This window comes from Nesterenkonia halobia (assembly GCF_039536005.1).
Classification (GTDB): domain Bacteria; phylum Actinomycetota; class Actinomycetes; order Actinomycetales; family Micrococcaceae; genus Nesterenkonia; species Nesterenkonia halobia.
In genome coordinates this window covers 63,642-89,488 of sequence record NZ_BAAAYG010000002.1, presented here as the reverse complement: position 1 = coordinate 89,488, position 25,847 = coordinate 63,642, and the positions used below count along the sequence as shown (strand labels likewise).

General features: G+C 71.5%; 23 protein-coding genes. 3 read left to right on the top strand and 20 right to left on the bottom strand.

Annotated features, from left to right (window positions below; genetic code table 11):
• Positions 1-9: 9 nt before the first annotated feature.
• The 3 genes from ABD652_RS01205 to ABD652_RS01195 all read right to left on the bottom strand — a co-directional run bounded on the left by ABD652_RS01205 (position 10) and on the right by ABD652_RS01195 (position 4,070).
• Positions 10-1,488 (bottom strand): aldehyde dehydrogenase family protein, encoded by a 1,479-nt coding sequence (locus ABD652_RS01205; protein WP_344717371.1) that lies wholly within the window; start codon positions 1,486-1,488, stop codon positions 10-12.
• A gap of 168 nt (positions 1,489-1,656) precedes the next feature.
• Entirely contained in the window at positions 1,657-3,546 is a 1,890-nt protein-coding gene (locus ABD652_RS01200; protein ID WP_344717370.1) for a BCCT family transporter, read from the bottom strand.
• Positions 3,547-3,944: 398 nt separating this feature from the next.
• A complete protein-coding gene (locus tag ABD652_RS01195; protein WP_344717368.1) occupies positions 3,945-4,070 on the bottom strand; it encodes a hypothetical protein in 126 nt (41 codons plus the stop codon).
• A 412-nt stretch (positions 4,071-4,482) separates the two neighbouring features.
• Here ABD652_RS01195 and betC point away from each other — a divergent pair, with 412 nt between their 5' ends.
• A complete protein-coding gene (betC, locus tag ABD652_RS01190) occupies positions 4,483-6,066 on the top strand; it encodes a choline-sulfatase (protein ID WP_344717367.1) in 1,584 nt (527 codons plus the stop codon).
• Between the two features lie 86 nt (positions 6,067-6,152).
• Here the strand turns inward: betC and ABD652_RS01185 are convergent, their stop codons facing one another.
• The 13 genes from ABD652_RS01185 to hemE form a co-directional block, all read right to left on the bottom strand.
• Positions 6,153-6,500, bottom strand: coding sequence for a hypothetical protein (locus tag ABD652_RS01185; protein ID WP_344717366.1), 348 nt, complete (start codon positions 6,498-6,500; stop codon positions 6,153-6,155).
• Between the two features lie 3 nt (positions 6,501-6,503).
• On the bottom strand, positions 6,504-6,827 hold the full coding sequence (locus ABD652_RS01180; protein WP_344717365.1) for a prevent-host-death protein: 324 nt from the start codon (positions 6,825-6,827) through the stop codon (positions 6,504-6,506).
• 260 nt (positions 6,828-7,087) lie between these two features.
• Positions 7,088-7,558, bottom strand: a complete 471-nt coding sequence (locus ABD652_RS01175) for a hypothetical protein (RefSeq protein ID WP_344717364.1) — start codon at positions 7,556-7,558, stop codon at positions 7,088-7,090.
• A gap of 88 nt (positions 7,559-7,646) precedes the next feature.
• Entirely contained in the window at positions 7,647-8,960 is a 1,314-nt protein-coding gene (gene hemL, locus ABD652_RS01170; protein ID WP_344717363.1) for a glutamate-1-semialdehyde 2,1-aminomutase, read from the bottom strand.
• An 82-nt stretch (positions 8,961-9,042) separates the two neighbouring features.
• Positions 9,043-10,023, bottom strand: a complete 981-nt coding sequence (gene hemB / locus ABD652_RS01165; protein WP_344717362.1) for a porphobilinogen synthase — start codon at positions 10,021-10,023, stop codon at positions 9,043-9,045.
• A gap of 220 nt (positions 10,024-10,243) precedes the next feature.
• On the bottom strand, positions 10,244-10,987 hold the full coding sequence (locus tag ABD652_RS01160) for a uroporphyrinogen-III synthase (protein ID WP_344717361.1): 744 nt from the start codon (positions 10,985-10,987) through the stop codon (positions 10,244-10,246).
• 5 nt (positions 10,988-10,992) lie between these two features.
• The gene (locus tag ABD652_RS01155; RefSeq protein ID WP_344717360.1) at positions 10,993-12,303 is read right to left on the bottom strand and encodes an FtsX-like permease family protein; all 1,311 of its coding nucleotides are present in this window, start codon (positions 12,301-12,303) and stop codon (positions 10,993-10,995) included.
• Positions 12,300-13,100, bottom strand: coding sequence for an ABC transporter ATP-binding protein (locus ABD652_RS01150; protein ID WP_344717359.1), 801 nt, complete (start codon positions 13,098-13,100; stop codon positions 12,300-12,302). The genes ABD652_RS01155 and ABD652_RS01150 overlap by 4 nt, the downstream gene beginning before the upstream one ends.
• Positions 13,101-13,217: 117 nt before the next feature.
• On the bottom strand, positions 13,218-14,252 hold the full coding sequence (gene hemC / locus ABD652_RS01145) for a hydroxymethylbilane synthase (RefSeq protein ID WP_344717358.1): 1,035 nt from the start codon (positions 14,250-14,252) through the stop codon (positions 13,218-13,220).
• Positions 14,252-15,388: a ferrochelatase gene (locus ABD652_RS01140; RefSeq protein ID WP_344717357.1), complete on the bottom strand. Its 1,137-nt coding sequence runs from the start codon at positions 15,386-15,388 to the stop codon at positions 14,252-14,254. Before ABD652_RS01140 ends, hemC begins: the two co-directional genes overlap by 1 nt.
• 2 nt (positions 15,389-15,390) lie before the next feature.
• Positions 15,391-16,116 carry a hydrogen peroxide-dependent heme synthase gene (gene hemQ / locus ABD652_RS01135; RefSeq protein WP_344717356.1) on the bottom strand — a complete coding sequence of 242 codons (726 nt, stop codon included), beginning with the start codon at positions 16,114-16,116 and terminating at the stop codon, positions 15,391-15,393.
• 142 nt (positions 16,117-16,258) lie between these two features.
• The gene (locus tag ABD652_RS01130; RefSeq protein ID WP_344717355.1) at positions 16,259-17,731 is read right to left on the bottom strand and encodes a protoporphyrinogen/coproporphyrinogen oxidase; all 1,473 of its coding nucleotides are present in this window, start codon (positions 17,729-17,731) and stop codon (positions 16,259-16,261) included.
• Positions 17,728-18,903: a uroporphyrinogen decarboxylase gene (gene hemE / locus ABD652_RS01125; RefSeq protein WP_425574525.1), complete on the bottom strand. Its 1,176-nt coding sequence runs from the start codon at positions 18,901-18,903 to the stop codon at positions 17,728-17,730. The genes ABD652_RS01130 and hemE overlap by 4 nt, the downstream gene beginning before the upstream one ends.
• 212 nt (positions 18,904-19,115) lie before the next feature.
• Between hemE and ABD652_RS01120 the strand changes: the two genes are divergently transcribed.
• Together ABD652_RS01120 and ABD652_RS01115 are read left to right on the top strand one after the other, a co-directional pair.
• Positions 19,116-20,576 (top strand): glutamyl-tRNA reductase, encoded by a 1,461-nt coding sequence (locus ABD652_RS01120; RefSeq protein ID WP_344717354.1) that lies wholly within the window; start codon positions 19,116-19,118, stop codon positions 20,574-20,576.
• Positions 20,577-20,589: 13 nt separating this feature from the next.
• Positions 20,590-20,964, top strand: a complete 375-nt coding sequence (locus ABD652_RS01115) for a nuclear transport factor 2 family protein (protein ID WP_344717353.1) — start codon at positions 20,590-20,592, stop codon at positions 20,962-20,964.
• Between the two features lie 156 nt (positions 20,965-21,120).
• On the opposite strand, the gene ABD652_RS01110 is transcribed toward ABD652_RS01115, so the two are convergent.
• Genes ABD652_RS01110 through ABD652_RS01095 form a run of 4 tightly spaced genes read right to left on the bottom strand, consistent with a single transcriptional unit; the run spans position 21,121 to position 25,845 of the window.
• Positions 21,121-22,587, bottom strand: a complete 1,467-nt coding sequence (locus ABD652_RS01110) for an FAD-dependent oxidoreductase (RefSeq protein ID WP_344717352.1) — start codon at positions 22,585-22,587, stop codon at positions 21,121-21,123.
• Entirely contained in the window at positions 22,584-23,363 is a 780-nt protein-coding gene (gene cobA, locus ABD652_RS01105) for a uroporphyrinogen-III C-methyltransferase (RefSeq protein WP_425574524.1), read from the bottom strand. The genes ABD652_RS01110 and cobA overlap by 4 nt, the downstream gene beginning before the upstream one ends.
• A complete protein-coding gene (locus tag ABD652_RS01100) occupies positions 23,363-24,121 on the bottom strand; it encodes a phosphoadenylyl-sulfate reductase (protein ID WP_344717351.1) in 759 nt (252 codons plus the stop codon). Before ABD652_RS01100 ends, cobA begins: the two co-directional genes overlap by 1 nt.
• A complete protein-coding gene (locus ABD652_RS01095) occupies positions 24,118-25,845 on the bottom strand; it encodes a nitrite/sulfite reductase (protein ID WP_344717350.1) in 1,728 nt (575 codons plus the stop codon). The genes ABD652_RS01100 and ABD652_RS01095 overlap by 4 nt, the downstream gene beginning before the upstream one ends.
• Positions 25,846-25,847: the final 2 nt, after the last annotated feature.

Here is a 25,847-nt window from a genome sequence, read left to right as displayed (position 1 = left end):
CTCCTGTCCTCACTTCTCCGGCATCGAGAACCAGCCGCTGACCGCCGGCTCGGTGTTCTGATAGATGTGCTTGGTCTCGCGGTACTCCTCCAGCCCGCCCAGGCCGAGCTCGCGGCCGACGCCGGACTGCTTGAAGCCGCCCCACTCCGCCTGCGGCAGGTAGGGGTGGTAGTCGTTGATCCAGATCGTGCCGTGCCGCAGCTTCGACGACACCCGGTGAGCCGTGCCGGCATCCGAAGTCCACACCGCCCCAGCCAACCCATACTGGGTGTCGTTGGCCGTCGCGATCGCCTCCTGTTCGGTGGAGAAGGTCTCGACAGTGATCACCGGACCGAAGCCCTCCTCGACGACGACGCTCATCCCACGCTCCACCTGGTCCAGGACGGTGGGGGCGTAGAAGCAGCCCTCCTGGTGCTCCTCGCCGCCCCAGTGGCCGCCGGTGCGCAGCCGCGCACCCTCGGCGACGCCCTGCTCGACATAGCCGGTGACCTTCTCGCGGTGCTCGGCCGAGATCAGCGGGCCGGTCTCGGCGGTCTCGTCAAACGGGCCGCCCATGCGGATGTTCTCCGCGCGGCGGACCAGCTCATCGACGAAGTCCTCCGCGATCGACTCCTCGACGATCAGCCGGCTGCCCGCGGAGCAGACCAGGCCGGAGTCCAGGAATCCGGCGTTGAGCGCGTTGTCGACGGCCGCCTCGAAGTCGGCGTCGGCGAAGACCACATTCGGGTTCTTCCCACCCAGCTCCAGAGCGATCTTCTTCACCGTCTGTGAGGCGGCCGCAGCGATCTTGCGACCAGTGACCAGACCCCCGGTGAACGAGATCAGATCGACATCCGGATGCGAGGACAACGGCGCACCCGCAGTCGCACCAGCACCGAGGACCAGGTTCGCCACCCCGGCCGGCAGACCCAGCTTGTCCAGGACATCGATGATCAGGATCGCAGTATGCGGAGTCAGCTCGGCCGGCTTGAGGACCAGCGAGTTGCCGGCCGCCAGCGCCGGGGCGATCTTCCACGCCGCCTGCAGCAGCGGGAAGTTCCACGGAGTGATCATCCCGCAGACCCCCACCGGCTCGTGGACGACCTTCGAGACCACCGTCGGGTCGCCGGCATCGACGAGGCGACCGGCATCAGCATCGGCGAGCTTGCCGAAGTGGCGGAAGCAGCCGATGATGTCGTCCATATCGATCTGGGCCTCGACGAACCGCTTGCCGGTGTCGAGGGCCTCGGCGCGGGCGAACTCGTCCTTGCGCTCGGCGATGGCCTCGGCGACCTTCATCACCAGCGCGCCGCGCTCGGCGGCCGGGGTCTCGACCCAGATCCGGGACTCGAAGGCCTGCTTCGCCGCGGCGATGGCCTTCAGGGTGTCGGCCTCGCCGGCCTCGGCGACGACGCCGACCTCGGAGCCGTCGGCCGGGCAGGTGATCGTGCGGGTCTCACCGGACTCGGCCGGCACCCACCGACCATCAATGTACAGAGTTGCAGACATATACAGACGCTCCTTCGATCACCAGGGACATATTTCGCCCTGCTTCAGGGCTTCTCGCCCTATTCTTCAGAGGAAAACAGAAAGGGACTCGTCCCTTCGATCGGCGAGCCGCCGAGCGGCCCTGGGTCTCGCTCCCCTCATAGGGAACGGGACGAGACCCAGAACAGTTCACCGAGTCTGAGCATCCGACTCGTCGCCCGTCTCACCTGAAATCTGCTCTTCCGCGGAGACGATGGAGATCTCACCCGTCGCCGGATCATATCCATCGGCCCATTCTCCCGTCGTGAAGTCATATCCGACCGGCTCATCGTTCTCATCGGTGCGCTGATACCACTCGGTGAAACAGTCATCGGACGAGTCGACATCCGCGCCGGCCCCCGTGCCTGGCTCCGCCTCCACGACGTGGATCGAAAAGTCATCGCCATATCGGTCGACGCCTTCGGTCACGGCGTTGTCCACTGCAGTGTGGGCATAGTGCATCCGCAGCGCCATCGGATCGGTGCGCAGCTCTCGGAACCACGCGATCATGACGATGATGAGCACGAGGGCGAACGGTGCGGCGGTCACAGTGACCAGCTGCTGCAGACCGGTCAGCGCCGTCGCGTCCCCGAGCAGGAGCATCACGATCGCGATGCCCGCCATCACCAGGCCCCAGAAGATGACCACCCAGCGGCGCGGCCGAGGATCCCCCTGCATGGTGAGCATCCCCATGACCACTGAAGCGGAGTCAGCCGCGGTGATGAAGAAGATCGCCAGGATCACGATCACGACATACGGCAGCCACTCCACATAGGGAAGGTTGTCGATGAGCGTGAAGAGCACGTCTGGCGGCGCCATCTCCTCGTCGAAGCCGCTAGCCCCTTCACGCCGCATCCAGATCGCGGCTCCGCCCATGATGCCGTAGGCCACGAAGAGCAGCGAGGAGGGCACGATGATCGTGCCGAGGGTGAATTGCCGAATGGTGCGCCCTCGGGAGATGCGGGCGACGAAGATGCCGACGAACGGCGACCACGAGATCCACCAGGCCCAATAATAGACAGTCCACACCGACTGGAACTCCTGCGTCTCCTCACCCCACGAGAGGGAGCGCCCCATGAGGTCCCCCAGGGAGAACAGGTACTCGATGACGGCTGAGGGCAGCAGGTTCAGCAGGAAGAGCGTCGGCCCGAGGAAGAGCACCGCCAAGATCATCACGAGCGTGAGCACGATGTTGATATTCGAGAGGTATCGGATTCCTCGTGCGACGCCGGACACCGCCGAGATCACGAACCCCACGGTCAGCACCGCGATGATGACGATCAGCATGGAGTTCGTCAGCTCGCCGGCATTCGACACGATGCTGACGCCCGAGCCGATCTGCATCGCCGCGATGCCGAGGGCCGCCGCCGTGCCGAAGAGCGTCGCGATGATGGCGAAGACGTCGACGAGCATGCCGGCCAGTCCCTCGGTATGCCGTTTGCCGAACAGGGCGCGGAAGATCGACGACATCAGCAGTGACCGGCCGCGACGATAGGCGGAGTAGGCGATCGCGCCGCCGACCAGAGCGTAGAACGCCCATGCGTGGAATCCCCAGTGGTAGTACATCTGCGCCAAGGCTCGATGCATGGCGCGGACGGATTCGGGCTCATTCGTCAACGGTGGCGGTGAGATGAAGTATGTCAGCGGCTCGGACGGCCCCCAGAAGAGAACAGCGACGCCGAGGCCGCCGGCGAACAACATCGCGGTCCAGGAGAACGTGCTGAATTCAGGCTTCTCCCCTTCTTTCCCCAGCGGAATCCTCCCGTACGGGGACAGCGCCATGCCCACGAGCGCGACCAGGACGACGATAGCGACCAGGTTGAACACCCACCCGAGGTTCTCCATGGACCACGAGAAGGCGGCCTCGGCGACGGGCGCCACACTCTCCGGGGAGACGATCCCCCAGACCACGAAGGCGACGGTCAGCGCACCGGCGATCGAGAAGACCCTCCAGTCGATCCGGTATCGCCGCCGCTGCTCATCGACGGCGATACCGGGAACAAGAACCGGGTGCGTGTCGTGGGGGTACTGCGGGCGCATATAGTCCAAGCTCTTCGAAGAGCCCGCCCTCTTCGCTCGATCGTCGACCGCCCCATCAGACTCGCGGGCGGCCGCTTCCCCGCCGTCTTTCGGAGAGTGCGACGGGCCGGCTGGACCCTCGTCAGCCCTTCTTCTATTTTTTGGCACGCCGATTAAACCCTTCTATAGGATCTGCTGATCTATCATCCAGCAGCCAGGCACATAGAGTTCAGTCATTCAGCGAGGGGCGGCAGGCTTCCTGAGCTCGACATGAGCCGCAACTACGACCCAGGGACAGGGCGCAAGATCACACACGCTCGGGAGTCGTCATCGATGCCGCAGGCGGGGAGACCCCGACCAAGTCAGGGTCCGAACACTCCTCGACGGCACGCCGCTCCACCACTCGCAGGGCGGTGTGCTTAGGGCTCGCCGCCGTACCAGCCGATCGCCTCGCCGGCCCAGGAGTCGTTGGCATAGCCCGCCTCGTCGGCGGCAACAAGGGGATTGACGAAGTCGTGCAGGGTCGCGACGCTGCCTGTTCGCACCGCCCGCGCACCACGACTGCCGCAGGGCAGCCTGTCAGTGACCTCCGTCATACCCCAGGACGTTATTGGAGGCATGAGTCACTGTCAACGGCGCGATCCCGACGGCAGACACTCCGTCCGCAAGGCGCCACGCGTCACCGAGACTGGGCCAGTTGAGCGGATACGTGACAGCCGCCGGTCAGGCCGCAAGGACCTCGGGCCGAGCACAATGGCCGCTGTCGGCGAGAACTCACCCTCGCCGCCGTCTGACAGGGCGGAACCCCGGAGAGATCATCCTGACCCCGCCATGAACGAAGCGCACATCGTCACGGATTGGGATGCACCCCATTGCAGTGACCTGTAATGTGACGCTCGCGTTCACCGGACGGTCGAACGCGTCACACCACGACTCTGGAGAAGGAGGGATGCAGGCATGTCCGACGCTCAGGACACTTCGCACAACTCAGGGACTGTGTCCCCTCCCAACATCGTGGTGGTGCAGGCGGACCAGATGGCCGCGCAGGCGCTCGGCGCCTACGGCGACGAGGCCGCCAAGACCCCGAACATGGACGCGCTGGCGGCCGAGGGCGCGGTCTTCGACCGGGCCTACTGCAACACTCCGCTGTGCTCGCCGTCGCGGGCGTCGATGATGACCGGCCAGCTGCCCTCGCAGCTGGGCTGCTACGACAACGGCGACGACTTCCCGTCCTCGGTCCCGACGTTCGCGCACCACCTGCGCAACGCCGGGTACCACACCGCCCTGGTGGGCCGGATGCACTTCATCGGCGCCGACCAGCACCACGGCTTCGAGGAGCGGCTGACCACCGACGTCTACCCGGCCGACCTGGACATGGTCCCGGACTGGGACCTGCCCTTCGACCAGAAGCTGCAGTGGTACCACGAGGCGAGCGCAGTCTTCGACGCCGGCGTCTCCAAGGCCACCGTCCAGCAGGACTTCGACGACGAGGTGGGCTTCCGGACGATCCGCCACCTCAACGACCGGGTCCGAGCGAACCAGTGGGCCGAGGCGCACGGCGAGGAGCACCGGCCGTTCCTGATGGTCACCAGCTTCATCCACCCGCATGACCCGTACGAGCCGCCGCGGGAGCACTGGGACCGGTTCGGCGAGGGCGAGATCCCCGACCCGAAGCACCCCCAGGTGCCCTCCGTCGAGGAGGACCCGCACAGCCACCGCCTCCGCGCGATGGCCGGCTTCGACGTCCGGGACCCGGAGATCGAGGACGTCCGCAACGCCCGTCGGGCGTACTACGCGGCCGTGAGCTACATCGACGACCACGTGGGCCGCATCCGCGCCCATCTGGAGGAGCTCGGCCTGGCGGAGAACACGGTGATCATCGTGACCGCCGACCACGGCGACATGCTCGGCGAGAAGGGCCTCTGGTACAAGATGTCCCCGTACGAGCGCTCCTCCCGGGTGCCGATGATCGTGAACGGTCCGGAGCACCTGGTGCCGCAGGGCCGGTACCAGACTCCGGTGTCGCTGCTGGACCTGATGCCGACGCTGATGGACCTCGGCGGCGCCCCGTCGCTCGAGACCGAGGGCAGCTCCATGCTGGAGACCGCCCGGCGCGAAGCCGCCGGCGACATCAGCCCCGAGGACCGCGACGTCATCGTCGAGTACCTCGCCGAGGGCACGGTGAAGCCGCAGCTGACCATCGTCCGCGGGCAGCACAAGATGGTCATCTGTCCCGGCGACCCGGATCAGCTCTTCGACCTGGAGGCCGACCCGGACGAGTTCACCAACGTCGCCCGCTCCCCCGAGTACGCCGAGGTGGCCTCCACCCTGCGTGCCGAGCTCGAGCGGCGGTACGACCTCGATGCGCTGGACGCCCAGGTGCGCACCAGCCAGTCGCAGCGCCGCCTGGTGGCCGAGGCCCTGACCAAGGGCACCATGCGCCACTGGGACTTCGTCCCCGACGCGGAGACCCGCTACGTCCGCGGCGACTTCTGGTCGGCGCTGAAGTACGGGACCATCCCCGACGCGAGCCGGCGCTGATCAGCCGAGTCGCCGCCCGACGGTGACGCACGACGACGGCCCCGTCCGAGGAGTTCCTCGGGCGGGGCCGTCGTCATCGGCACCCGTCATTTCGTCTGGTTGGGATGCTTGGTGTGGACCTGCTCGAGGTACACGGTCCGACCGTCCACGTAGAACCAGATCCGCGCATCACCCCGAGCAGTCGGCTTGTGCTGCCACCGCTGGTGCTCCCGGCCACTCCGGACGATGGTGGCCAGCTCTCCTTTCAGCGGGTAGTTCGTGGGCGTCACTTCGAGAGGCGTCCGAGTCAGGAAATCCCACGTCTCAGCCAGTGCGTTGCGGATCGTGCCCTGAAGGTCTCGCCATCCCTTCTTCGCCCCGCCGGCGGCGAACTGCAGCTCATATTCAGACTTCTTCGTGGGGCGCTCGACTCTATCCGTGTTCTTCTTGCCCATATGTCACGGACGCTCCACCGGCTCGTCCTCCTCGAGCCACTCCACAGGCTCAGTATGCAACCCTGCGGCGATGGCCGCCGCGGTCTCCTCCCAGGAGGTCAGCGTGGCCACGGCCAGGTGCGGCTGATTCGTGGAGAAGGAAGCCCGCGCGGCCGAGAGGAGCTCTTCGGCGCAGTCCGCACGGTCGCCGTCGGAGAGCGCCTCCATCCAGGGCAACACTTTGACCAGGCGATCGCTCAACGTCCCCTCACTATCCGTCGCCGCGGCGATCAGCTGGGCGGCCAGCTCAAGCAGGCGCCGGCGCGCTCGATCGCGGGACTCGCTCATGAGGACGAGCGGCTCACCATCGCGCCGCGTCACGCGGATCGGATGGTCCGACGCCGCGGCGAAGACCGCGGGAGAGGAACGACTCAGATCCGAGGACCGGAACTCGGACCGCTCAGGGACTGTACTCGACATGCTCATAGGATACTTCTGAATATGATCTGAACTCAAGGGTGCATCACACCATGACGCACGACGACGGCCCCGTCCGAGGACTTCCTCGGGCGGGGCCATCGTCATATGCAGAACCGGGAGGCCGCCGGTCAGCGGGTCATCAGCTCCCGGGCCCTCGGATTCAGGCTGGCGGCCGCCTGGACCGGCGCGACGAGCAGCGTGGCCAGCGCCAGGCAGGCGACCGCCCAGTGCCAGCCGGTGCCGAGCGCATCGTGGAGCGGCCCGAGCACTGTTGCCGGCAGCGACATCAGCGCCAGCATCACCAGCGCCCATGGACCCGCGGCCGGACGGCCGGCATGCCCGCGGGCTCCCTGCGCGGAGAAGTGGGCGCGCCGCAGGTAGTGCAGACTCGACGCGGCGAAACCCCCGCAGAGACCGGTGGGCAACCAAGCCCACGACGAGTCCGGGACGAGCGCCATCATGCCGAACGCCCCCGCCAGACTCACCGTCAGCAGCGTCGCCGCATACGCATCATGCGGCGCACCGAGCGCCGGCTTCACCTCCGTCGCGCCCTCCGACTCCTCCTGCTCGATGCCCCGACCCGAGACGTCCTGCGTCATACCCCTCCTCAGTCAGCACCTTCCCCGAATCATCTGCTGACTCGAGTCTATTGACCGAGGAGGGGCGTGTGAAGCACAGCGCCGCAGGTCAGCCCTGCGGCCGCGCGGCGGCCGCCGCACGGGCGGCCCCCGGCAACGCCTGCAGGATCTGCTCGACGGCGGCGTCGTCGTGCGCCGCCGAGAGGAACCAGGCCTCGAAGACGCTCGGCGGCAGGAAGACCCCGGCCTCGAGCATCGCGTGGAAGAACGGCCCGTAGCGGAAGGCCTCCTGGGCCCCGGCCTGCGCGTAGTCGTGCACACCGGTCGCCGAGGTGCCGAAGGCCAGCGAGAACAGCGATCCGGCCTTCTGGATCGTGTGGTCCACTCCGGCGGCGTCGAGCGCCTCGCCCAGCCCGGTCGCCACGGCCTCGGCGGCGGAGTCGATGTGCTGGTAGACCTCGGCAGTGGCGTGCTCCAGCGTCGCGGCACCGGCGGCCATCGCCACCGGGTTCCCGGACAACGTGCCGGCGTGGTACACCGGCCCGGTCGGGGCCAGGTGCTCCATGATCTCCCGACGACCCGCCAGCGCGGCAGTGGGCATCCCGCCGCCGATGACCTTGCCGAAGGTGAACAGGTCCGGCGTCCAGCCCTCCTGCCGGCCGGAGGCGCCCCACTGGCCGGCCTCGGTGATGCGGAATCCGGTCATCACCTCGTCGAAGATCATCAGCGCGCCGTGCTTCTGCGTGATCTCCCGGATGAAGGCGTTGAAGCCCTCCTGCGGCGGCACCACGCCCATGTTGGCGGGCACGCCCTCGGTAATGACTGCGGCGATGTCCTCGCCGTGGTCGGCGAAGACCTGCTCCAGTGCGGCGCGGTCGTTGTAGCCGATCACGATGGTCTCGGAGGTCTGGGCCTCGGTCACTCCCGCCGTCCCCGGGAGGCCGAGGGTGGCCACGCCGGAGCCGGCCGCGGCCAGCAGCCCGTCGGAGTGGCCGTGGTAGCAGCCGGCGAACTTCACCACCAGCTTCCGTCCGGTCGCCCCGCGGGCCAGGCGCACCGCAGTCATCGTCGCCTCGGTGCCGGTGGAGACCATGCGGATCATCTCCGCGCCGGGCACCCGCGAGCGCACCAGCTCGGCCAGCCGGGTCTCGGAGGGGTGCGAGGCGCCGAAGCCCAGTCCGGAGTCGACGGCGGCGTGGACGGCGTCGATGACCGCCGGGTGCTTATGCCCCAGCAGGGCCGGGCCCCAGGAGCCGACGAGGTCGATGTACTCCTTCCCCTCGGCGTCGGTGAGCCGCGACCCCTCGGCGGAGACCATGAACGCCGGGGTCCCGCCGACCGAGCCGAAGGCCCGCACCGGAGAGTTCACGCCTCCGGGCATCACGTCGCTGGCGGCGTCGAAGAGCTGCTGGTTGGTCGTCATAGGTCCTCTCGGATCGGTGCTCGGATCGGTGATCGGGACAGTGGTCGAAGCCGACCGGCGGGGCGGCGGTCCGTCGAGCCGGTCAGCCCTCACGCAGCCAGCGGGCGGCCTCGGCGGCGTGATAGGTCAGCACATTGGTGGCCCCGGCCCGGCGGATGGAGGTCAGCGCCTCCAGCACGACGGCGCGGCGGTCGACCCAGCCGTTCGCCGCGGCCGCCTCGATCATCGCGTACTCGCCGCTGACCTGGTACGCCGAGACCGGCACGTCGGAAGCCTCGGCGACGTCGGAGAGCACGTCCAGATAGGCGGTGGCCGGCTTGACCATGAGCATGTCCGCGCCCTCGGCGAGGTCCAGGTCGGCCTCGCGCAGCCCTTCGGAACGGTTGGCGGCGTCCATCTGGTAGCTGCGCCGGTCGCCCTGCAGCTGCGAGTCGACCGCCTCGCGGAAGGGACCGTAGTAGGCCGAGGCGTATTTGGCCGAGTAGGCCAGGATCGCCGCGTCCTGGTGGCCGGCGTCGTCGAGCGCCTGGCGGATCACCGCGACCTGGCCGTCCATCATGCCCGACGGCGCGACGACGTCGGCGCCGGCCTCGGCCTGGGCCACCCCCATGCGCGCGTAGATCTCCAGAGTGGCGTCGTTGTCCACCGCGCCCTCGGCGGTGAGCACGCCGCAGTGGCCGTGGTCGGTGAACTCGTCGAGGCAGAGATCGCTCATCACCGGCAGCCGGTCGCCGACCTGCTGCTTCACCGCGGCGATGCTGCGATTGAGGATCCCCTGCGGATCCAGCGACGCCGAGCCCTCGGCGTCGCGGACGGCGGGGATGCCGAAGAGCATGATCCCGCCCAGGCCCAGGTCGGCTGCCTCCTCGGCGGCCTCGAGCAGGCTCTGCTCCGTGTGCTGGACGACGCCGGGCATCGAGCTGATCGGCATCGGCTCGTCCAGGCCCTCACGGACGAAGACCGGCAGGATGAAGTCGGCCGGATGCAGCCGGGTCTCGGCGACGAGACGGCGGAGGGCGGGGGTGCGGCGCAGGCGCCGGGGCCTGTCGGCGGGGAACGTCACGAAGGAACTCCTGTGGTCGCCGGGCGGGATGCGGGCCGGAGGACCGGCGCATCCAGTCTAATCCCGCACCGCCGTCGCGCGCCGGGCCCGGCGTCGTCGTCGGCCGTCTTTCGCCTCACGTGCGACTCCCCATCCGTTGCCTCTGGACTTTGAGCCTTAACCCCCTCGATTCGCAAGGGGGTTAAGGCCCGAAGTCCAGAGGCAACGCAGGATGACGCCCTCAGCCCAGGGCGCGGCGCACGCCGTCGGCCGTGGGCTCGTCGAGGACGACGTCGGCCGGGGACTCGCGCTCCTCCAGCGTGCGGGCGGTCGGACGACCGATGGCCAGCACCTGCGCCGGCGCGAGCTCGTCGCCGCGGCGCTCGGCGCCGGCGACCAGCTCGACCCAGGCCTGCGCGGCCGAGGAGCTGGTGATCAGCACGACGTCGTCGGCCTCCAGCCGCGGCACGCCCTCCGGCGGCACGCCGTCGATCAGCCGGCTGACGGTCTCATAGGCGGTCACCGCCGTCACGTCCCAGCCGGCTGCGGCCAGACCGTCGCGCAGCTGCGGCCGGGCCAGCGCGGACTGCGGCAGCAGCAGCCGCTCCCCCGGCCTCGGCGTCGGCATCTCGGCGAGCAGACCGGAGGCACTGGCCTCGGACGACGGCGTCCAGATCTCCTCGACGCCGGTGCGCTCGGCCAGCGCGGCGGCGGTGGCCGCGCCGGTGGCCGCCAGCCGCGTGCCGGCGGGCACCTCGCCGGTCCAGCCGACGGCGGCCAGCATCCGCACCGTGGTCGCACTGGTGACCAGCAGCCAGGAGAACTCCCCGGCGCGCAGCCGGTCGACGGCGCCGCGCAGCGCGGCGACGTCGGCGACGAGGCGCTGCTCGGTCAGCGGCAGGAAGTCCACGGCGAGGCCGGCGGCGCGCAGGCCCTCCTCGAGCCCGCCGGCCCGCGCCGCGTCCCGGGTGATCACCACACGCATGGCGCTCAGCCTATCGGAGCCAGCACCCTGTGCAGCGCCGGCCGCGTGACCTGGGCGCCGAGGAACACGCAGAGCACGCCGAGGCCCAGCACGCCCAACGAGGTCGCCACCGCCGCCGGAGCCACGAGCACCGCCGCCCCGACCAGCGGGAACGCGGTGACCGCCGCGGCGACCAGGGCGACGCCGACCACGGCGCCCACTGCGCGCATCACCGCCAGCGTGCGGATGCGCTGCAGCTGGCCGCGGCTCATCCCCATCATGTGCAGCGAGGCGTACAGCCGGCGCCGGTCCAGCAGCTGGGCGGTCTGATTGATGCCCACTGAGCAGGCCGCCATCAGGAAGGAGATCGCCAGCGTCAGCCAGACCCCGCGCTGGATGTCGGCGATCAGCTGGGTCTGTCCCGCATCCGCCTGCGACGGGTCGGCCAGGCTCACCAGGCCCAGCCCGGAGCCGGCGATGACCCCGGCGTAGGTGGTGATCGCGACCCCGCCGACCTGCCTGAACATCTGCTGCGGGGACTCCAGCACGCTGCGCGCGGCGATCAGCCGCTCCGCCGTCCTCGCCCGCCGCAGCTGGCCGGTGGTGACCAGCTTCAGCACCCAGGGCCCGACCAGCTGCACCACCACCAGCGGCACGGCGACGGCGGCGAGCATCATCGTGATCGCCGCGGCCATGCCGCCGACGCCGGCCAGCTGGGCCAGCAGCTGCGCCGCCAGCACGCCGAGGACGGCGACGACGATCCGCACCCAGTGCACCCGTGCCGGGGCGGCCATCGTGCGCACCCCCAGCGGCGTGATCTCGATGCGGCGCATGCCGGCCAGCGAGGCCCCCGCGGCGAGGAGCATCAGGGCTGCCGCGGTGAGTCCCCAGAGCCCGGGACCGATCCAGAGCCCGGAGACGCCCATCGGCGTTCCGGCGAAGGGGATCAGCCCGACCAGGGGCATCAGGACCGCGTAGAGCACCGTCCCGGCCAGGACGCCGGCGGCGGCCAGCAGCACCGCCTCGGAGACGGCGAGCAGCCGCAGCTGGGACGTCGTCGCTCCCAGCAGGCGCAGGCTGGAGAGCCGCTCGTCGCGGCGCCGGGCCATCAGCCGCGCGGAGGAGGAGAGCAGCGAGACCATCGGCACGGTCAGCAGGATCAGCGCGACGGCGGCCAGCACGGCGTAGAACCCGGCCAGCGGGTGCTCGAGGGTGAAGAAATAGCGGGAGCCGCCGACGACCATGAAGGCGATGCCGCTGGTCAGCATGCAGGCCAGCACCGGCAGCGGCCAGACGCTCCGGTCCTGGAAGGTTCGGGCGAGGAAGAGCCGGATCATCGCCGCTCCCCCGTCGCCGCAGCCGCACCCTCGGCATCAGGCGCGCGGTCCGCACTGGTCGCACCGTCCGCACCGTCTGCACCGGTCGCGCAGTCGGAGACCAGGCGTCCGTCCTGCAGCCGGACGATCCGTGCGCAGCGGGCGGCGACCGTCTCATCATGGGTGACCATCACCAGCGACGCCCGGCGACCGACGGTGGAGTCCAGCAGCGCGTCGAGCACCGCCGCGGAGGTCGTCGAGTCCAGCGCGCCGGTGGGCTCGTCGGCGAAGACGACGGCCGGGCCGGCGACCTGGGCCCGCGCGATGGCAACGCGCTGCGCCTGTCCGCCGGAGAGCTGGCCGGGGCGGTGCTGCTCCCAGCCGGACAGCCCGAGGGCACCCAGGTGCTCGGCGGCCCGCTGCTCGGCCGTCGAGCGACGGACCCCGGAGACCATCAGCGCCACGGCGACGTTCTCCAGGGCGGTGAGCTCGGGCAGCAGCAGCCCCTCCTGGAAGACGAAACCGAGGTGCTCGCGGCGCAGCCGGGCGCGCTGCTCGGCGTCGAGCCCGGAGAAGGCGATCGGCGCGGAGTCGGAGCCCACGGCCAGCTGCACCTCTCCGGCGTCGGGGGGCAGGATGCCGGAGAGCACATGCATCAGCGTGGTCTTGCCGGATCCGGAGGGGCCCATGATGGCCACCGACTCCCCCGGCCGCACGGTCAGGCCCACCCCGTGCAGCGCCGGAGCGGCCTGTGGAGCCCCGTCATAGGTCTTGGAGAGGTCGCGGGCCTGCAGCACCGCCGGAACAGATGTCGTCATGGCCCCAGCATCGCCCGCGCGGCACCGCCGGCACATCGGCCCGGCGGGCGAATCCGACCTCGCCCGGCAGGATGAGCGGCGGCCGTCCGGTTCACCCCTGTGGAGGAGGGCGGCGGCTCAGGTGTCGACGACGTGGGCCAGCAGCCCGGTGTCCTCGGCGAGCAGCTGCTCGGCCGCGCGCCGGCCCAGCGCCGCGGCCGCGGCGATCTCCTCCTCGGCGCTCAGTCCGGCGTCCAGCTCGACCTGCTGTTCGGCCCGCTGCGCGGAGGTGCCGTCCGGCGAGCAGACGACAGTGTCCAGCCGCAGCACGGAGCCCGCGCCGGAGCCGGTCTCGGACTCCGTCGCCTCCAGCAGCCGCCCCAGCCCGCCGATCGGCGCCGAGCAGCCGGCATTGAGCCGGGCCAGCAGCGCCCGCTCCGCCGTGGTCTCCAGCCGAGCGCGGCGGTCGTCGGCGGCGGTCAGCGCCGATCCCAGCGGCGCCCCGGCGGCGTCCTCGCTGCGCACCTCCACCGCCAGCACGCCCTGGCCGGGGGCCGGCAGCATCACCGACGGGTCCAGCAGCTCGGAGATGTGGTCGGCCAGTCCCAGTCGGGCCAGCCCCGCGCCGGCCAGCACGACGGCGTCCAGGTCTCCGCGGGCGGAGTCGGGCGCCTGCGTGGAGGTCTCGGCGGCGTCCTCGCGGCCGCGGACGCGGGCCAGCCGCGTGCCGACGTTGCCGCGGACGTCGACGACGTCGAGGTCCGGCCGGGCCAGACGCAGCTGGGCGGCGCGCCGCGGCGACCCGGTGCCGACCTTCGCGCCGGCGGGCAGCTCGGCCAGCGGCAGGTCCCCGGCCGAGCAGAGCGCGTCACGGACCTGCTCGCGCGCCGGGACCGCGGCGATGGTCAGCCCTTCGAGATCCTTGGCCGGCAGATCCTTCAACGAATGCACCGCGACGTCGCAGCGGTGGTCGAAGAGACCCTGCCGCAGCGCGGAGGCGAAGACGCCGGTGCCGCCCATCTGGGCCAGCGGGCCGGTGAGCACGTCGCCCTCGGTGCGGATGGTGACCAGCTCGTGGTCGATCCCCGCCGCGGCCGAGAGCATCTCGGCCACAGTGGTGGACTGGGTCATCGCCAGGCGGCTGCCGCGGGTGCCGACGCGGATGGTCTGCATCAGGACGCCTCGCCCTGCCGCAGAGTGCCCCAGCCGCCGTCGCCGGTCAGGTCGCTCCAGTCGCCGGCGACGGTCTGCTCGCCGGAGGTCCGCGGCTCGCCGTCCTCGCCGCGCAGGTACTCGCCCATGATGTCGACCAGCCCGGAGACGAACGCGGGATGCACTCCGGTGGTCGGGGCCCGGTGGAAGGCCATCCCGTGCTCCTCGGCGGTCTCCTTCGCCTCGGTGTCGAGGTCCCACATGACCTCCATGTGGTCGGAGACGAAGCCGAAGGGCATGACCACCACGCCGCCGAAGGCCGCGGCGTCCTCGGCGATCTGATCGTTGATGTCCGGCTCCAGCCACGGAGTCCGCGGATCGCCCGACCGGGACTGGAAGACCACCTGGTGCGCCAGTCCCTCGGCCTGCGGCACCTCGTCCATCAGATGGTCGGCCACCGCCTGGTGCTGAGCGGTGTAGACGTCGGTGCCGAAGAGCTCGCGGATCCGCTCCGGGCCCTGCTTCTCCGCCGCCGCCGTCGGGATGGAATGGGTGACGAAGAGGACCTTGATCGGCTCGCCGTCGCGGCCGTCGGCGACCAGCTGGGCGCGCACGTCGTCGATGCCGGCGCCCAGGAACTCCGCGTTGGGGCGGGTGAAGGCCTTGTCGTGGAAGAACTCGCGGACCTTGACCAGCTCGAGCTCGCCCTCCAGGCCCGTCTCGGCCAGCGTGCGGTCGAAGTCCTCCAGGTACTGGTCGTTGCTGGAGTAGCCGACGTAGGCCGAGGTGACCAGCACCAGCACCCTCCGGTGCCCGTCCTGGTGCATCTGCCGGAAGGTGTCGGCGAAGTACGGATCCCAGTTGCGGTTGCCCCAGTAGACCGGCAGCTCGATCTCCCGCTCGGCCAGCTCGGCCTCCAGCGCGGCCTTCAGCCGGCGGTTCTGCTCGTTGATCGGGCTCACGCCGCCGTTGGCGCGGTAGTGGGTGGCGACCTCCTCCAGACGCTCGTCCGGGATGCCGCGCCCGCGGGTGACGTTGCGCAGGAACGGGATGACGTCGTCCTGCCCCTCCGGCCCGCCGAAGGAGGCGAGCAGGATGGCGTCGCAGCGGGCCTGCTGGGTGCCGGACGCGGAGCCGGCCGGGGATGCGGGAGTCATGGTCAGCGCAGCACCTCGGTGATCTCGGCGGTGGTCTTCAGGCGGCGTCCGGTGAAGAAGGGCGTCTCGTCGCGGACGTGGTAGCGCGTCTCCGAGGAGCGCAGCCGGCGCATCATGTCGACCAGGTCGGTCAGCTCCGGGGCCTCCAGGCCCAGCAGCCACTCCCAGTCGTTGAGCGCGAACGCGCTGGTGGTGTTGGCCAGCACGGAGGGGAACTCCTGGCCCAGCTGGCCGTGCTCGCGCAGCAGCTCGCCGCGCTTGGCCGGGTCCATCAGGTACCAGTCGTAGGAGCGGTTGAACGGGTAGACGACCAGCCAGTCCTCGGCCTCGACGCCGAGGCTGAAGGCCGGCACGTGCCGGGTGGCGAACTCGGCGGTGCGGTGGACGCCCATCGCGGAGAAGGTCTGCTCGGTCTCGGCGAGCAGCCCGGTGCGGTGCAGCGTGCGCAGCGCCTGCTGCAGCGCGGCCGGGTCGTGGCCGGTCAGCCAGGTCATCACGTCGGCGTCGGCGCGCATCCCCGAGACGTCGTAGGCCCCGCGGAGCACGATGTCCTGCTCGGCGAAGCCTGCGACGGCGGCGTCGAACTCCTCGACCTGCGCGCCGGCCTGCCCGTCCGCGGCCGCACGACGCGGCCCGGTGCGGCGGAAGACGGTGTAGAGGGTGTACCAGTCCAGCCCCGAGGCGTTGACGTCCTCGGCGGTCCTCGCGGCATTGCGGCCGTAGCTCATCTGCTCCTCCTTCGACGCTCCGGCGGGTCGTCGCCGGCACCGGGGCCCAGCTTACCGTCGAGCCGACGGCCCGCACCGCGCGTGGCACGCCACATTCCCGCACATCCCCTTCTGACCTGGGGCTATAACGTCCTGCACAGGGTCACGTGGCGAGGATCTCGCCGGCGACGGCGCGCGCGTCCGGGATCACCCGGGCCAGCCCCGTGCCGGCGAACCAGGAGCCGGCGGCATGCAGCCGCGGCAGCCCGGCGTCCGGATCGGCCGGAGCCTCGCGCAGCCCGGCGCGCAGCCGCTCGATCTGCCCGGCCTGGCCGGCCGCGCTGCGCGGCAGCGCCTTCTGCCAGCGCACCACGTCGGCGTCGAGGATCTGCGCGGCGGCGATCGGCCGGTCGAAGAGCGTCCCGACGTCGGCGGCGGCCGCGGCGAGCAGCTCCTGGTCCGAGGAGGCGAAGCCGAGGGCGCCGGATCCGGGGAGGTCGGTGACCCGCCCGTAGGACAGCCGCACCAGGTGCCGGCCGGGGCCGCAGGCGGCGTCGAGCCACTCCCACTTCGCACTGGCGTGGGTCATCGCCTTCGCCGCGATCCCCGGCGTCGACGGGGCCACCAGCATGCCGGTGCCGCGCGGGCGGTCGTCGAGCTCCGGGGCGTCGAGCACCATCGAGACCAGCGCGACGCCGCGGCCCGTCCGGGGCGCGTCCCGGCCGCCGTCGTGGTCGTCGGCGTGGTCGGCGTCGCCGTCGTGCTCCCCGGCGTCCGGCAGCGCGACGAGCCCGGCGGCCAGCCGCACGGCGGTCGGAGCGTCGACGGCCAGCACCACGTCGGTCACCGGCCCGGCGTCCTCGGCGGCCAGCTCGTCCAGCAGCGTCGGCAGCGCGTCGACGCTCCGACCGAGCCGGACGTCGACGCCGCGGGCTCCGCGCTGCGGCAGCTGCGCGGCGAAGGCCTCGATCAGCGTGTTCAGCCCGCCGTGCAGCGACTGCACCGCCGAGCCGGCCGGCGCCTGGGCCTTGACCGCGGCGACGGCGCGGGCCAGCGAGCCTTCGCGCAGCATCGCGGCGAAGAGCCCGGGGGCGGCGGTCTCCAGGTCCAGGTCGTCGGCGCGGGCCGAATGCACTCCGGAGACGATCGGGGTGACCAGCCGCTCGAGCACAGCCTCGCCCATCCGGTCGCGCACGACCTCGCCGAGGGTGACCGCCTCCCGGTCCCGCCAGGCCGCGACGTCGGCGACCAGGTCCCGCGCGGCGCGCTCGGCCCCCTCGGCGCCGATCAGCCGCACGACCTCGTCCCCGTGCGGATCGGCGGGGATGCCCAGCATGCCGGTGGGCGGCATCGGCGCCGCGACGTCGGGCAGTCGCAGCCAGGCGCCGTCGGGGCGGGGCTCGACGATCTGCTGCTGCAGCCCCAGCTCCTCGACGAGCCGCGGCACCGCCGTCGAGCGGGTCGCGAAGGCCTCGGCGCCGGCGTCGACGGCGAGTCCGGCCAGATGGTGGACGCCGACGGCGCCGCCGAGCCGGTCGGCGGCCTCGACCAGGGTCACCGCCCGGTCGGCGCCGGCCAGGTCCCAGGCCGCGGTGAGCCCGGCGATGCCGCCGCCGACGATCAGCGTGCGGCTCATGCCTCGCGCTCGTCCTCGATCCGGTGGACGAGCGAGACCAGGTCGGTGAGCACCTGCGGGTCGGTCGACGGCGGCACGCCGTGGCCGAGGTTGACCACGTGGCCGGCGGCCGACGATCCGGCGGCGACGACCTCGCGGACGTGGGCCTCGAGCGCCTCGGGCCCGGCGGCCAGCAGCGCGGGATCGATGTTGCCCTGCAGCGGGGTCTCCTCCCCCAGCCGGCGGGTGGCCTCGGCGAGGCTCAGCCGGTAGTCGATGCCGACTGCATCGGCGCCGGCGTCCTTCATCAGGTCCAGGATCTCGGAGGTGCCGGTGCCGAAGTGCACCAGCGGCGCGCCCAGCCCCTGCACATGGGACAGCGCGGCGGCCGAGTGCTGCTGCACGTGGGCGGCGTAGTCCGCGCGGCCGACCGAGCCGGCCCAGGAGTCGAAGAGCTGGGCGGCCGAGGCGCCGGCCATCAGCTGGGCGCGCATGAAGCGGCCGGAGACGTCGGCGGCCCAGGAGGCCAGCGCCTCCCAGGTCTCCGGGTCGGCGTGCATCATCGTCCGCGGCCCCAGGTGGTCGCGGGAGGCCCGCCCCTCGACCATGTAGGCCGCCAGCGTGAAGGGCGCGCCGGCGAAGCCGATCAGCGGGGTCGAGCCCAGCTCGGCCACAGTGCGCCGGACGGCCTCGGCGACCGGGGCGAAGGCGTCGTCGTCGAGCGTCGGCAGCGCCTCGACGTCGGCGCGGGTGCGCACCGGATGCGCCAGCACCGGGCCGACGTCGGGCACGATCTCCACGTCGATGCCGGCCAGGCGCAGCGGCACCACGATGTCGGAGAAGAAGATGGCGGCGTCGACGTCGTGGCGGCGCACCGGCTGCAGCGTGATCTCCGAGGCCATCGCCGGGTCCAGACAGGCGTCGAGCATCGCGGTGCCCTCGCGCAGCTCGCGATACTCGGGCAGTGAGCGGCCGGCCTGGCGCATGAACCACACCGGGCGGCGCTGCGGGCGGGCGGGCCGGCCCTGCGAGTCGCGTCCGCCGCGGTACTCCACCAGCAGCGAGGAATCGGCGGTGGCCCCGGTGCGCAGCGGATGCTCGGCCGGCAGCGTCGCGGCGGCGGGGGCGACCGGGCGGGTCGGCACCGTCGTGGGCGAGGAGGCGGCCATGCTGTGGAAGGCGGAGGGAGTCATGCCGCCCAGCCTACTGCGCCCCGGGGCTCGGCGGCACCGGGGCCTCGCCCTCCCCCGCCGAGCCCGGCGCGCGATCCGGCGGCCGTTCGATTGTCAGTCGAGATCTTCGCCCATCGCGCTCCGCTCACCATCTCATCCGCGCGCGGGCGCGGGCGTCTCGTATGTCACCTTCTCCCCACAGGTGACCGTCCAGGCTGTAGAATCGGGAAGTCGTGGTTCTCTTCTCACTCGTGGCGACGCATGCCGATCTCGATCTCGAGACTGTCGGCACCCTCAGCTCAGGAGCGGCCGATGTGGCCGGTTCTGTGGACGTTCCTGCCGTGACGCTGGCGACCTGCAACCGCCTGGAGATCTACGCCGAGGCCCCGTCCGAGTCGAAGCACGACCTCGCCGCCAGCCGCGACGAGCTGGTCGAGGCCGTCGCCGAGGCCTCCGGGGTCGCCCGCGACACCATCTCCTCCTCCTTCCGCACGCTGGTCGAGGACGACGCCGTCGGCCACCTCTTCGAAGTCGGCGCCGGACTGGACTCCGCCGTGGTGGGCGAGCGGGAGATCGCCGGCCAGGTGCGCAAGTCGCTGGCCGAGGCCCAGGAGGCCGGCACCGTCAACGGCACCCTCACCCGGCTCTTCGAATCGGCCACCCGCACCGCCAAGGACGTCGGCGCCCGCACGGCGCTGGGCAGCAGGGGCCGCTCGATCGTCTCGGTCGCCCTCGACGTCGCCGGCGATCTGCACGGCGACGGCGCCGCCTTCTACCCCGGGGCCTCCGTGGTGCTCATCGGCACCGGCGCCTACGCCGGCACCGCGCTGGCCCAGCTGCAGGAGCGCGGCGTCTCCGACATCTCGGTCTTCTCCGGCTCCGGACGCGCCGGGCAGTTCGTCGCCGAGCGCGGCGGCGGGGCCCGGGCGCTGGCCATGGAGGAGCTGCCGGCGGCCTTCGCCGGCGCCGACGTGATCGTCGGCTGCTCGGGCGGCAACCGGCAGATCACCGCCGACGAGATCCGGCGGCTGGCCGGCGTCGGCGACGACGGCCGCGACCGTCCGCTGACGGTCATCGACCTCGCGCTCTCCCACGACTTCACCCCGGAGGTCGCCGAGCTGGACGACGTCGAGCTGATCACCCTGGAGTCGGTGAAGATGGCCGCGCCGCAGGAGACCGAGAACTCGGTGGAGCAGGCGCGCGAGGTCGTGCAGGCCTCGGTCCGGGAGTACCTCGAGGAACGGCGCCGCCGCACCGCCGACGACGCGATCGTCGCGCTGCGCAAGCACACCCAGCAGCTGCTCGACGGCGAGATGGAGAAGGTCCGCAAGCAGCACGGCTGCACGGCCGCCGCTGAGGAGGTCGAGTTCGCCGCCCGGCGGATCGTGCGCAAGCTGCTGCACACCCCCACGGTCCGGGCCCGCGAGATGGCCGCCGAGGGCCGCTCCGACGACTACGTCCAGGCCCTGGAGGATCTCTTCGGCCTGGAGGTGGGCTCGCGCGAGGAGACCGAGCGGCGCCAGCCGGCCAAGCGCCGCCGCGCCGAGGAGTTCTCCGCCGCAGAGCTCGCCCAGATGGCGGCCCACCTGCAGAAGGTCCCCGACGGCGGCTTCTGCCGGCACCACAGCCCCGGCGAGTTCCAGGTCGAGCGGCTCGAGGTCGCCCAGCGGCTGACCGAGGCGCAGGCCTCCTGATACGTTCGTCGGCATGACGCGCGCCGACGACCTGCTGACCACGCTGCTGGAGGTCGAGCACGCCGGATGGCGCGCCCTCTGCGCGCAGCGCGGCGGCGCCCACTTCGGGACCCTGATGACCCCGGACGGGCTGATGGTCCTGGTCGACGGCTCGATCCTCGACCGCGACGCCGTCGTCGCCTCGCTCGACGGCGCGCCGCCGTGGGACGGCTACGCGCTGGCCGAGCCGCGCGCGCTGGATCTGGGCCGCGACGTCGCCGCGCTGGTCTACCGTGCCGAGGCGACGCGCGCCGGCCGGGAGCCCTTCCGGGCGCAGATGACCAGCACCTACCGCTTCCTCGACGGGGTGCCTCGCCTGGTGCTGTACCAGCAGACGGCCACGCCCTGAGGACGCGCCGACAGCCTGGTGAAACATCGAGAGGGCGATCTGTGCAGGAAACTCACGGCGGTGCCGTGGGGAACCTGCACAGATCGCCCTCTCGATGGATCGAGCACCCCGGCCCGGTCGGTCGGAGCGTCCGGCCGGTGACGCCCGCCGCGCCGCTCAGACGGTGACGCGGGCGCTCTGCCGGGAGACCTCGACCATGTCCTCGCGGGGGACGATCTTCACCCGTTCACGTTCGACGGGACCGTCCGCCGTGGCCTCTTCGCCGAGCCCGCGCTCATGGTCGTCCAGCTGCAGCCAGCCGGCCCAGGAGGTCGTCTGCACGCCGCGGGACTCCAGCACCTCGACGACGTCGACGTCCCCGGCGGCGGTCCCGCGGCCGGGCAGCTGCGGGAGGTCCTCGAGCAGGCAGGCGACGGTCTCCATCGCGTCGCCCTTGGTGTGGCCGATGAGCCCGACCGGGCCGCGCTTGATCCAGCCGGTGGAGTAGACCCCGGGCACTGCGGCGCCGTCCTCGTCCAGCACCCGACCGGCTTCGTTCGGGATCACGCCGCGGTCGGCGTCGAAGGGCACGTGGGCCAGCGGCGAGCCGAAGTAGCCCACGGCGCGGTAGACCGACTGCACGGGGTAGTCGAGGAACTCGCCGGTGCCGCGCACGTTGCCGGTGCCGTCCAGCTCCTGGCGCTCCATGCGGATGCCGGCGACCTTCCCGGCGTCCTCGCCCTCGCCGGCGAGGATCTCGGTCGGCGACTGCAGGAAGTGCAGGTGCAGCCGCCGCGAGGCCGGCTGGTGGTCCGGGTCCTCCTCGCGCTCGTCCTGCTCGACCAGCCAGTTGGTCAGCGTGTTGACCATGGTCTTGACCTGGTTGTTCGACTTGATGGACTCGTCGGACCCCTCATCGAACTCGAAGTCCTCCGGGTGCAGCACGATGTCGACGTCCTTCGAGTGCGCCAGCTCGCGCAGCTCCAGCGGGGTGAACTTCACCTGGGCCGGACCGCGCCGGCCGAAGACGTGCACGTCGGTCACCGGCGAGGCCTTCAGCCCTTCGTGGACGTTCTGCGGGATCTCGGTGGTCAGCAGGTCGTCGGCATGCTTGGAGAGCATCCGGGCGACGTCCAGGGCGACGTTGCCGTTGCCGATGACTGCGACCTCGGTGGCGTCCAGCGGCCACTCGCGCGGGTAGTCGGGGTGGCCGTCGTACCAGGAGACGAAATCTGCCGCGCCGAAGGAGCCGTCGAGGTCGATCCCCTCGATGTTCAGCGCGGCGTCGTCGACGGCGCCGGTGGCGAAGACGACGGCGTCGTAATGCCGCTGCAGCTCCTCGAGCGTGATGTCGGTGCCGTAGTCGACGTTGCCGATGAAGCGGATGCCGTCGCGCTCCATCACCTTGTGCAGGGCCTTGACGATGCCCTTGATGCGCGGGTGGTCCGGCGCGACGCCGTAGCGGATCAGCCCGAAGGGCGTCGGGTAGCGGTCGAAGAGGTCGATCGCCAGCGCCTCGCCGCCCTCGGAGCGGGCCAGGTTGTCGGCGGCGTAGACCCCTGCGGGTCCGGAGCCGATCACAGCGATGCGGCGGGCCGCGTCGGGGATGAACTCGGACGCGGCGGTCAGGTTCTCAGCAGTCATGGTCTGTGTCCGTCCTTCGTGTCGGAAGCGGGTCGCGGGGGCGTCGTCGCGCCGGTCGTCTCGTCGGTCCAGTCGTCGGCGAGGGTGACCACCTGCCCGACGACGATCACTGCGGGGTTGGCCACCTGCCGCTGAGCGGCGGTCTCGGCGATGCTGTGCAGCCGACCCAGCGTCACGCGCTGCGCCTCGGTCCCGCCGGACTCCACCACGCCCACCGGCGTCTCGGGGTCGTGGCCGTCGGCCATCAGCTGGCGGCTCACCCGCGGCAGCGTGGAGACTCCCATGAGGATCACCAGCGTGTGCTGCGCCGAGCGCGGCACCACGTCCAGATCCTCGTGGCCGGTGATCACGGTGAAGCCGCGGGCCAGCCCGCGATGGGTCAGCGGGATCCCGGCGGCCGCCGGCACCGCGGAGGCCGAGGTTATGCCGGGGACCACCTCGACGTCGACGCCGTGGGCGCGGCAGTGCTCGCGCTCCTCGCCGCCGCGGCCCAGCACATAGGGATCGCCGCCCTTCAGCCGCACCACCCGGCGGCCGGCCCGCACGCGGTCGACGAGCAGCTCGTTGATCTCGTCCTGCGTGGCCGACTGCCGACCGGGCTCCTTGCCGACCTCGACGACCTCGACGTCCGCGCCGAGCTCGTCCAGCAGGCCCCGCGGGCCCAGCCGGTCGGCGACGACGACGTCGGCGGCGGTCAGCAGCTCGCGGCCGCGCACGGTGATCAGCTCGCTCGGGGCCGGCCCGCCGCCGACCAGGGCGACGTGTCCGGTGCTCATCAGCTCTCCGTCGCGGCGGCGGTGTGGATGCCGCACTCGATCTTGCCGCTGCCCGACCAGCGGCCGGCCCGGGGGTCCTCCCCCGGCGCGACCGGTCGGGTGCAGGGCTTGCAGCCGATCGATGGGTAGCCGTTGTCGCGCAGCAGGTTCACCGGCAGCCGCCGCCGGGCCGAGTGGTCCACCAGGTCCTCGTGGCGCCAGGTGGCCAGCGGGTTGACCTTGATCAGCCCGTGGGCCTCGTCGAAGGTCACCAGCGGAGTGTTCAGCCGCGTCGGGGCCTCCTCGCGGCGCACGCCGGAGAACCAGACGCGGTACCCGGCCAGCGCGTCGTTCAGCGGCTCGACCTTGCGCATCCGGCAGCAGGCCGCCGGATCGCTGGCGAAGAGGTCCTTGCCGTGCGCGGCGTCCTGCTCGGCGACGCTGAGCTTCGGGGTGACGTCGACGACGGTCACGTCGAGCTGGCGCGCGACCTCGTCGCGGGTCGCCAGCGTCTCGGTGAAGTGATATCCGGTCTCCAGGAAGAGCACGTCGACGCCGGGGAACTGGTCGGCCACCAGCGAGGGCACGACGGCGTCGGCCATGGAGCAGGCCACCGCCAGGTCCTCGACGGAGAAGTGCTCGCCCACCCAGGCGATGACCTCCTCGGCGGAGGCCTCCCAGCCCAGGGTCTCGGCCCCCTCGGCGGCCAGCGCACGGAGTCGGTCGACGTCGACGGGCGCCTCGGCGACGGCGCAGGCGCGGTCGGTCGCGGCGCTCATGCGGCGGTCACCTCCTCCTTCTGCAGGCGCTCCTCGTCGGCGCGGTGGGCCCACTGGCCGAAGGTCTCGCCGGCGGTCCGCTCCGCCAGGAAGCGGCGGACCAGCGTCTCGACATAGTCGACGAGCTCCTCCGTGGTGACCTTGAGCCCGCGCACCGTCCGGCCCAGTCCCGGGTCGTCACGCTGCTCGGAGGTCAGCCCGCCGCCCAGATGGACCTGATAGCCGGGCGACTTGCCGCCGTCGCCGTCGGGCAGCAGCTGGCCCTTCAGGCCGATGTCGGCGGTCTGGATGCGGGCGCAGGAGTTCGGGCAGCCGTTGATGTGCAGCGTCAGCCGCTGCGGCATCTGCTCGGCGACGTCGGCCAGCCGCTCCTCGAGCTCGCCGACGGCGGTGGCCGCGTTGGCCTTGGTCTCGACGATGGCCAGCTTGCAGAACTCGATGCCGGTGCAGGCGATGGTCGAACGGCGGAACACCGACGGCGCCGGGTCCAGGCCCAGCTCACGGAGTCCGGCCTGCACCGCCGCGACGTGCTCGTCGGCGACGTCGAGGATCACCAGGTGCTGGAACGGCGTGGTGCGCAGCCGGGCCGAGCCGTGGACCTCGAGCAGGTCGGCCAGCTGCACCAGCAGCGTGCCGGAGACCCGTCCGACGGTCGGCGCGGCGCCGATGTAGTTCAGCCCGTCCTTCTGCCGGTGCACGCCGATGTGGTCGCCGGGGACGTTCGGCGTCGGCGGAGCCGGACCGTCGGACAGCGCATAGCCGAGGTACTCCTCCTCGAGCACGCGCCGGAACTCCTCCGGGCCCCAGTCGGCCATCAGATACTTCAGCCGGGCCTTGTTGCGCAGCCGGCGGTAGCCGTAGTCGCGGAAGATCCGCGTGACCCCGTGCCAGACCTCGGCGGCCTGCTCCTCGGTCACGAAGGCGCCGAGCCGCTCGGCCAGCCGGGCGCTGGTGGACAGCCCGCCGCCGACCCACAGGTCGTAGCCGGGACCGTGCTCGGGGTGGTCGATGCCGACCAGCGAGCAGTCGTTGATCTCGTGGACCACGTCCTGGCTGGGGTGGCCGGTGATCGCGGTCTTGTACTTGCGCGGCAGGTTCGCCAGCTCCGGATCCCCGATGTAGCGGTCGGAGATCTCGCGGATGACCGGCGTGGGGTCGATGACCTCGTCGGCCGAGATCCCGGCCACCGGCGAACCGAGGATCACCCGCGGGGTGTCGCCGCAGGCCTCGGTGGTGTGCAGGCCGACTGCCTCCAGCCGGCGCCAGATCTCCGGGACGTCCTCGACGGCGACCCAGTGCAGCTGCACGTTCTGCCGATCGGTGACGTCGGCGGTGTCGCGGGCGAAGTCCCGGGAGACCTCGCCGACGACGCGCAGCTGCTCGGTGCTCAGCCCGCCGCCGTCGATGCGCACGCGCAGCATGAAGTACTCGTCGTCGACCTCCTCGGGCGGCAGCGAGTTGTGCGCGCCGGCCTCCACGCCGGGACGCCGCTGGGTGTACAGCCCCCACCAGCGGAAGCGGCCGCGCAGGTCGTCGTTCGAGATCGAGGAGAAGCCCTGCTTGGAGTAGACCTCCTCGATGCGGCGACGCACGTTGAGGCCGTTGTCCTCCTGCTTGAACTCCTCGTTGTGGTTCAGCGGGTCGGTGCCGTCGACCTTCCACTGCCCGTTGGGGCGCTTGGTCGGGCGGGGCGCTGCGGGTTTCGCGGGCACGTCAGTGCTCAATG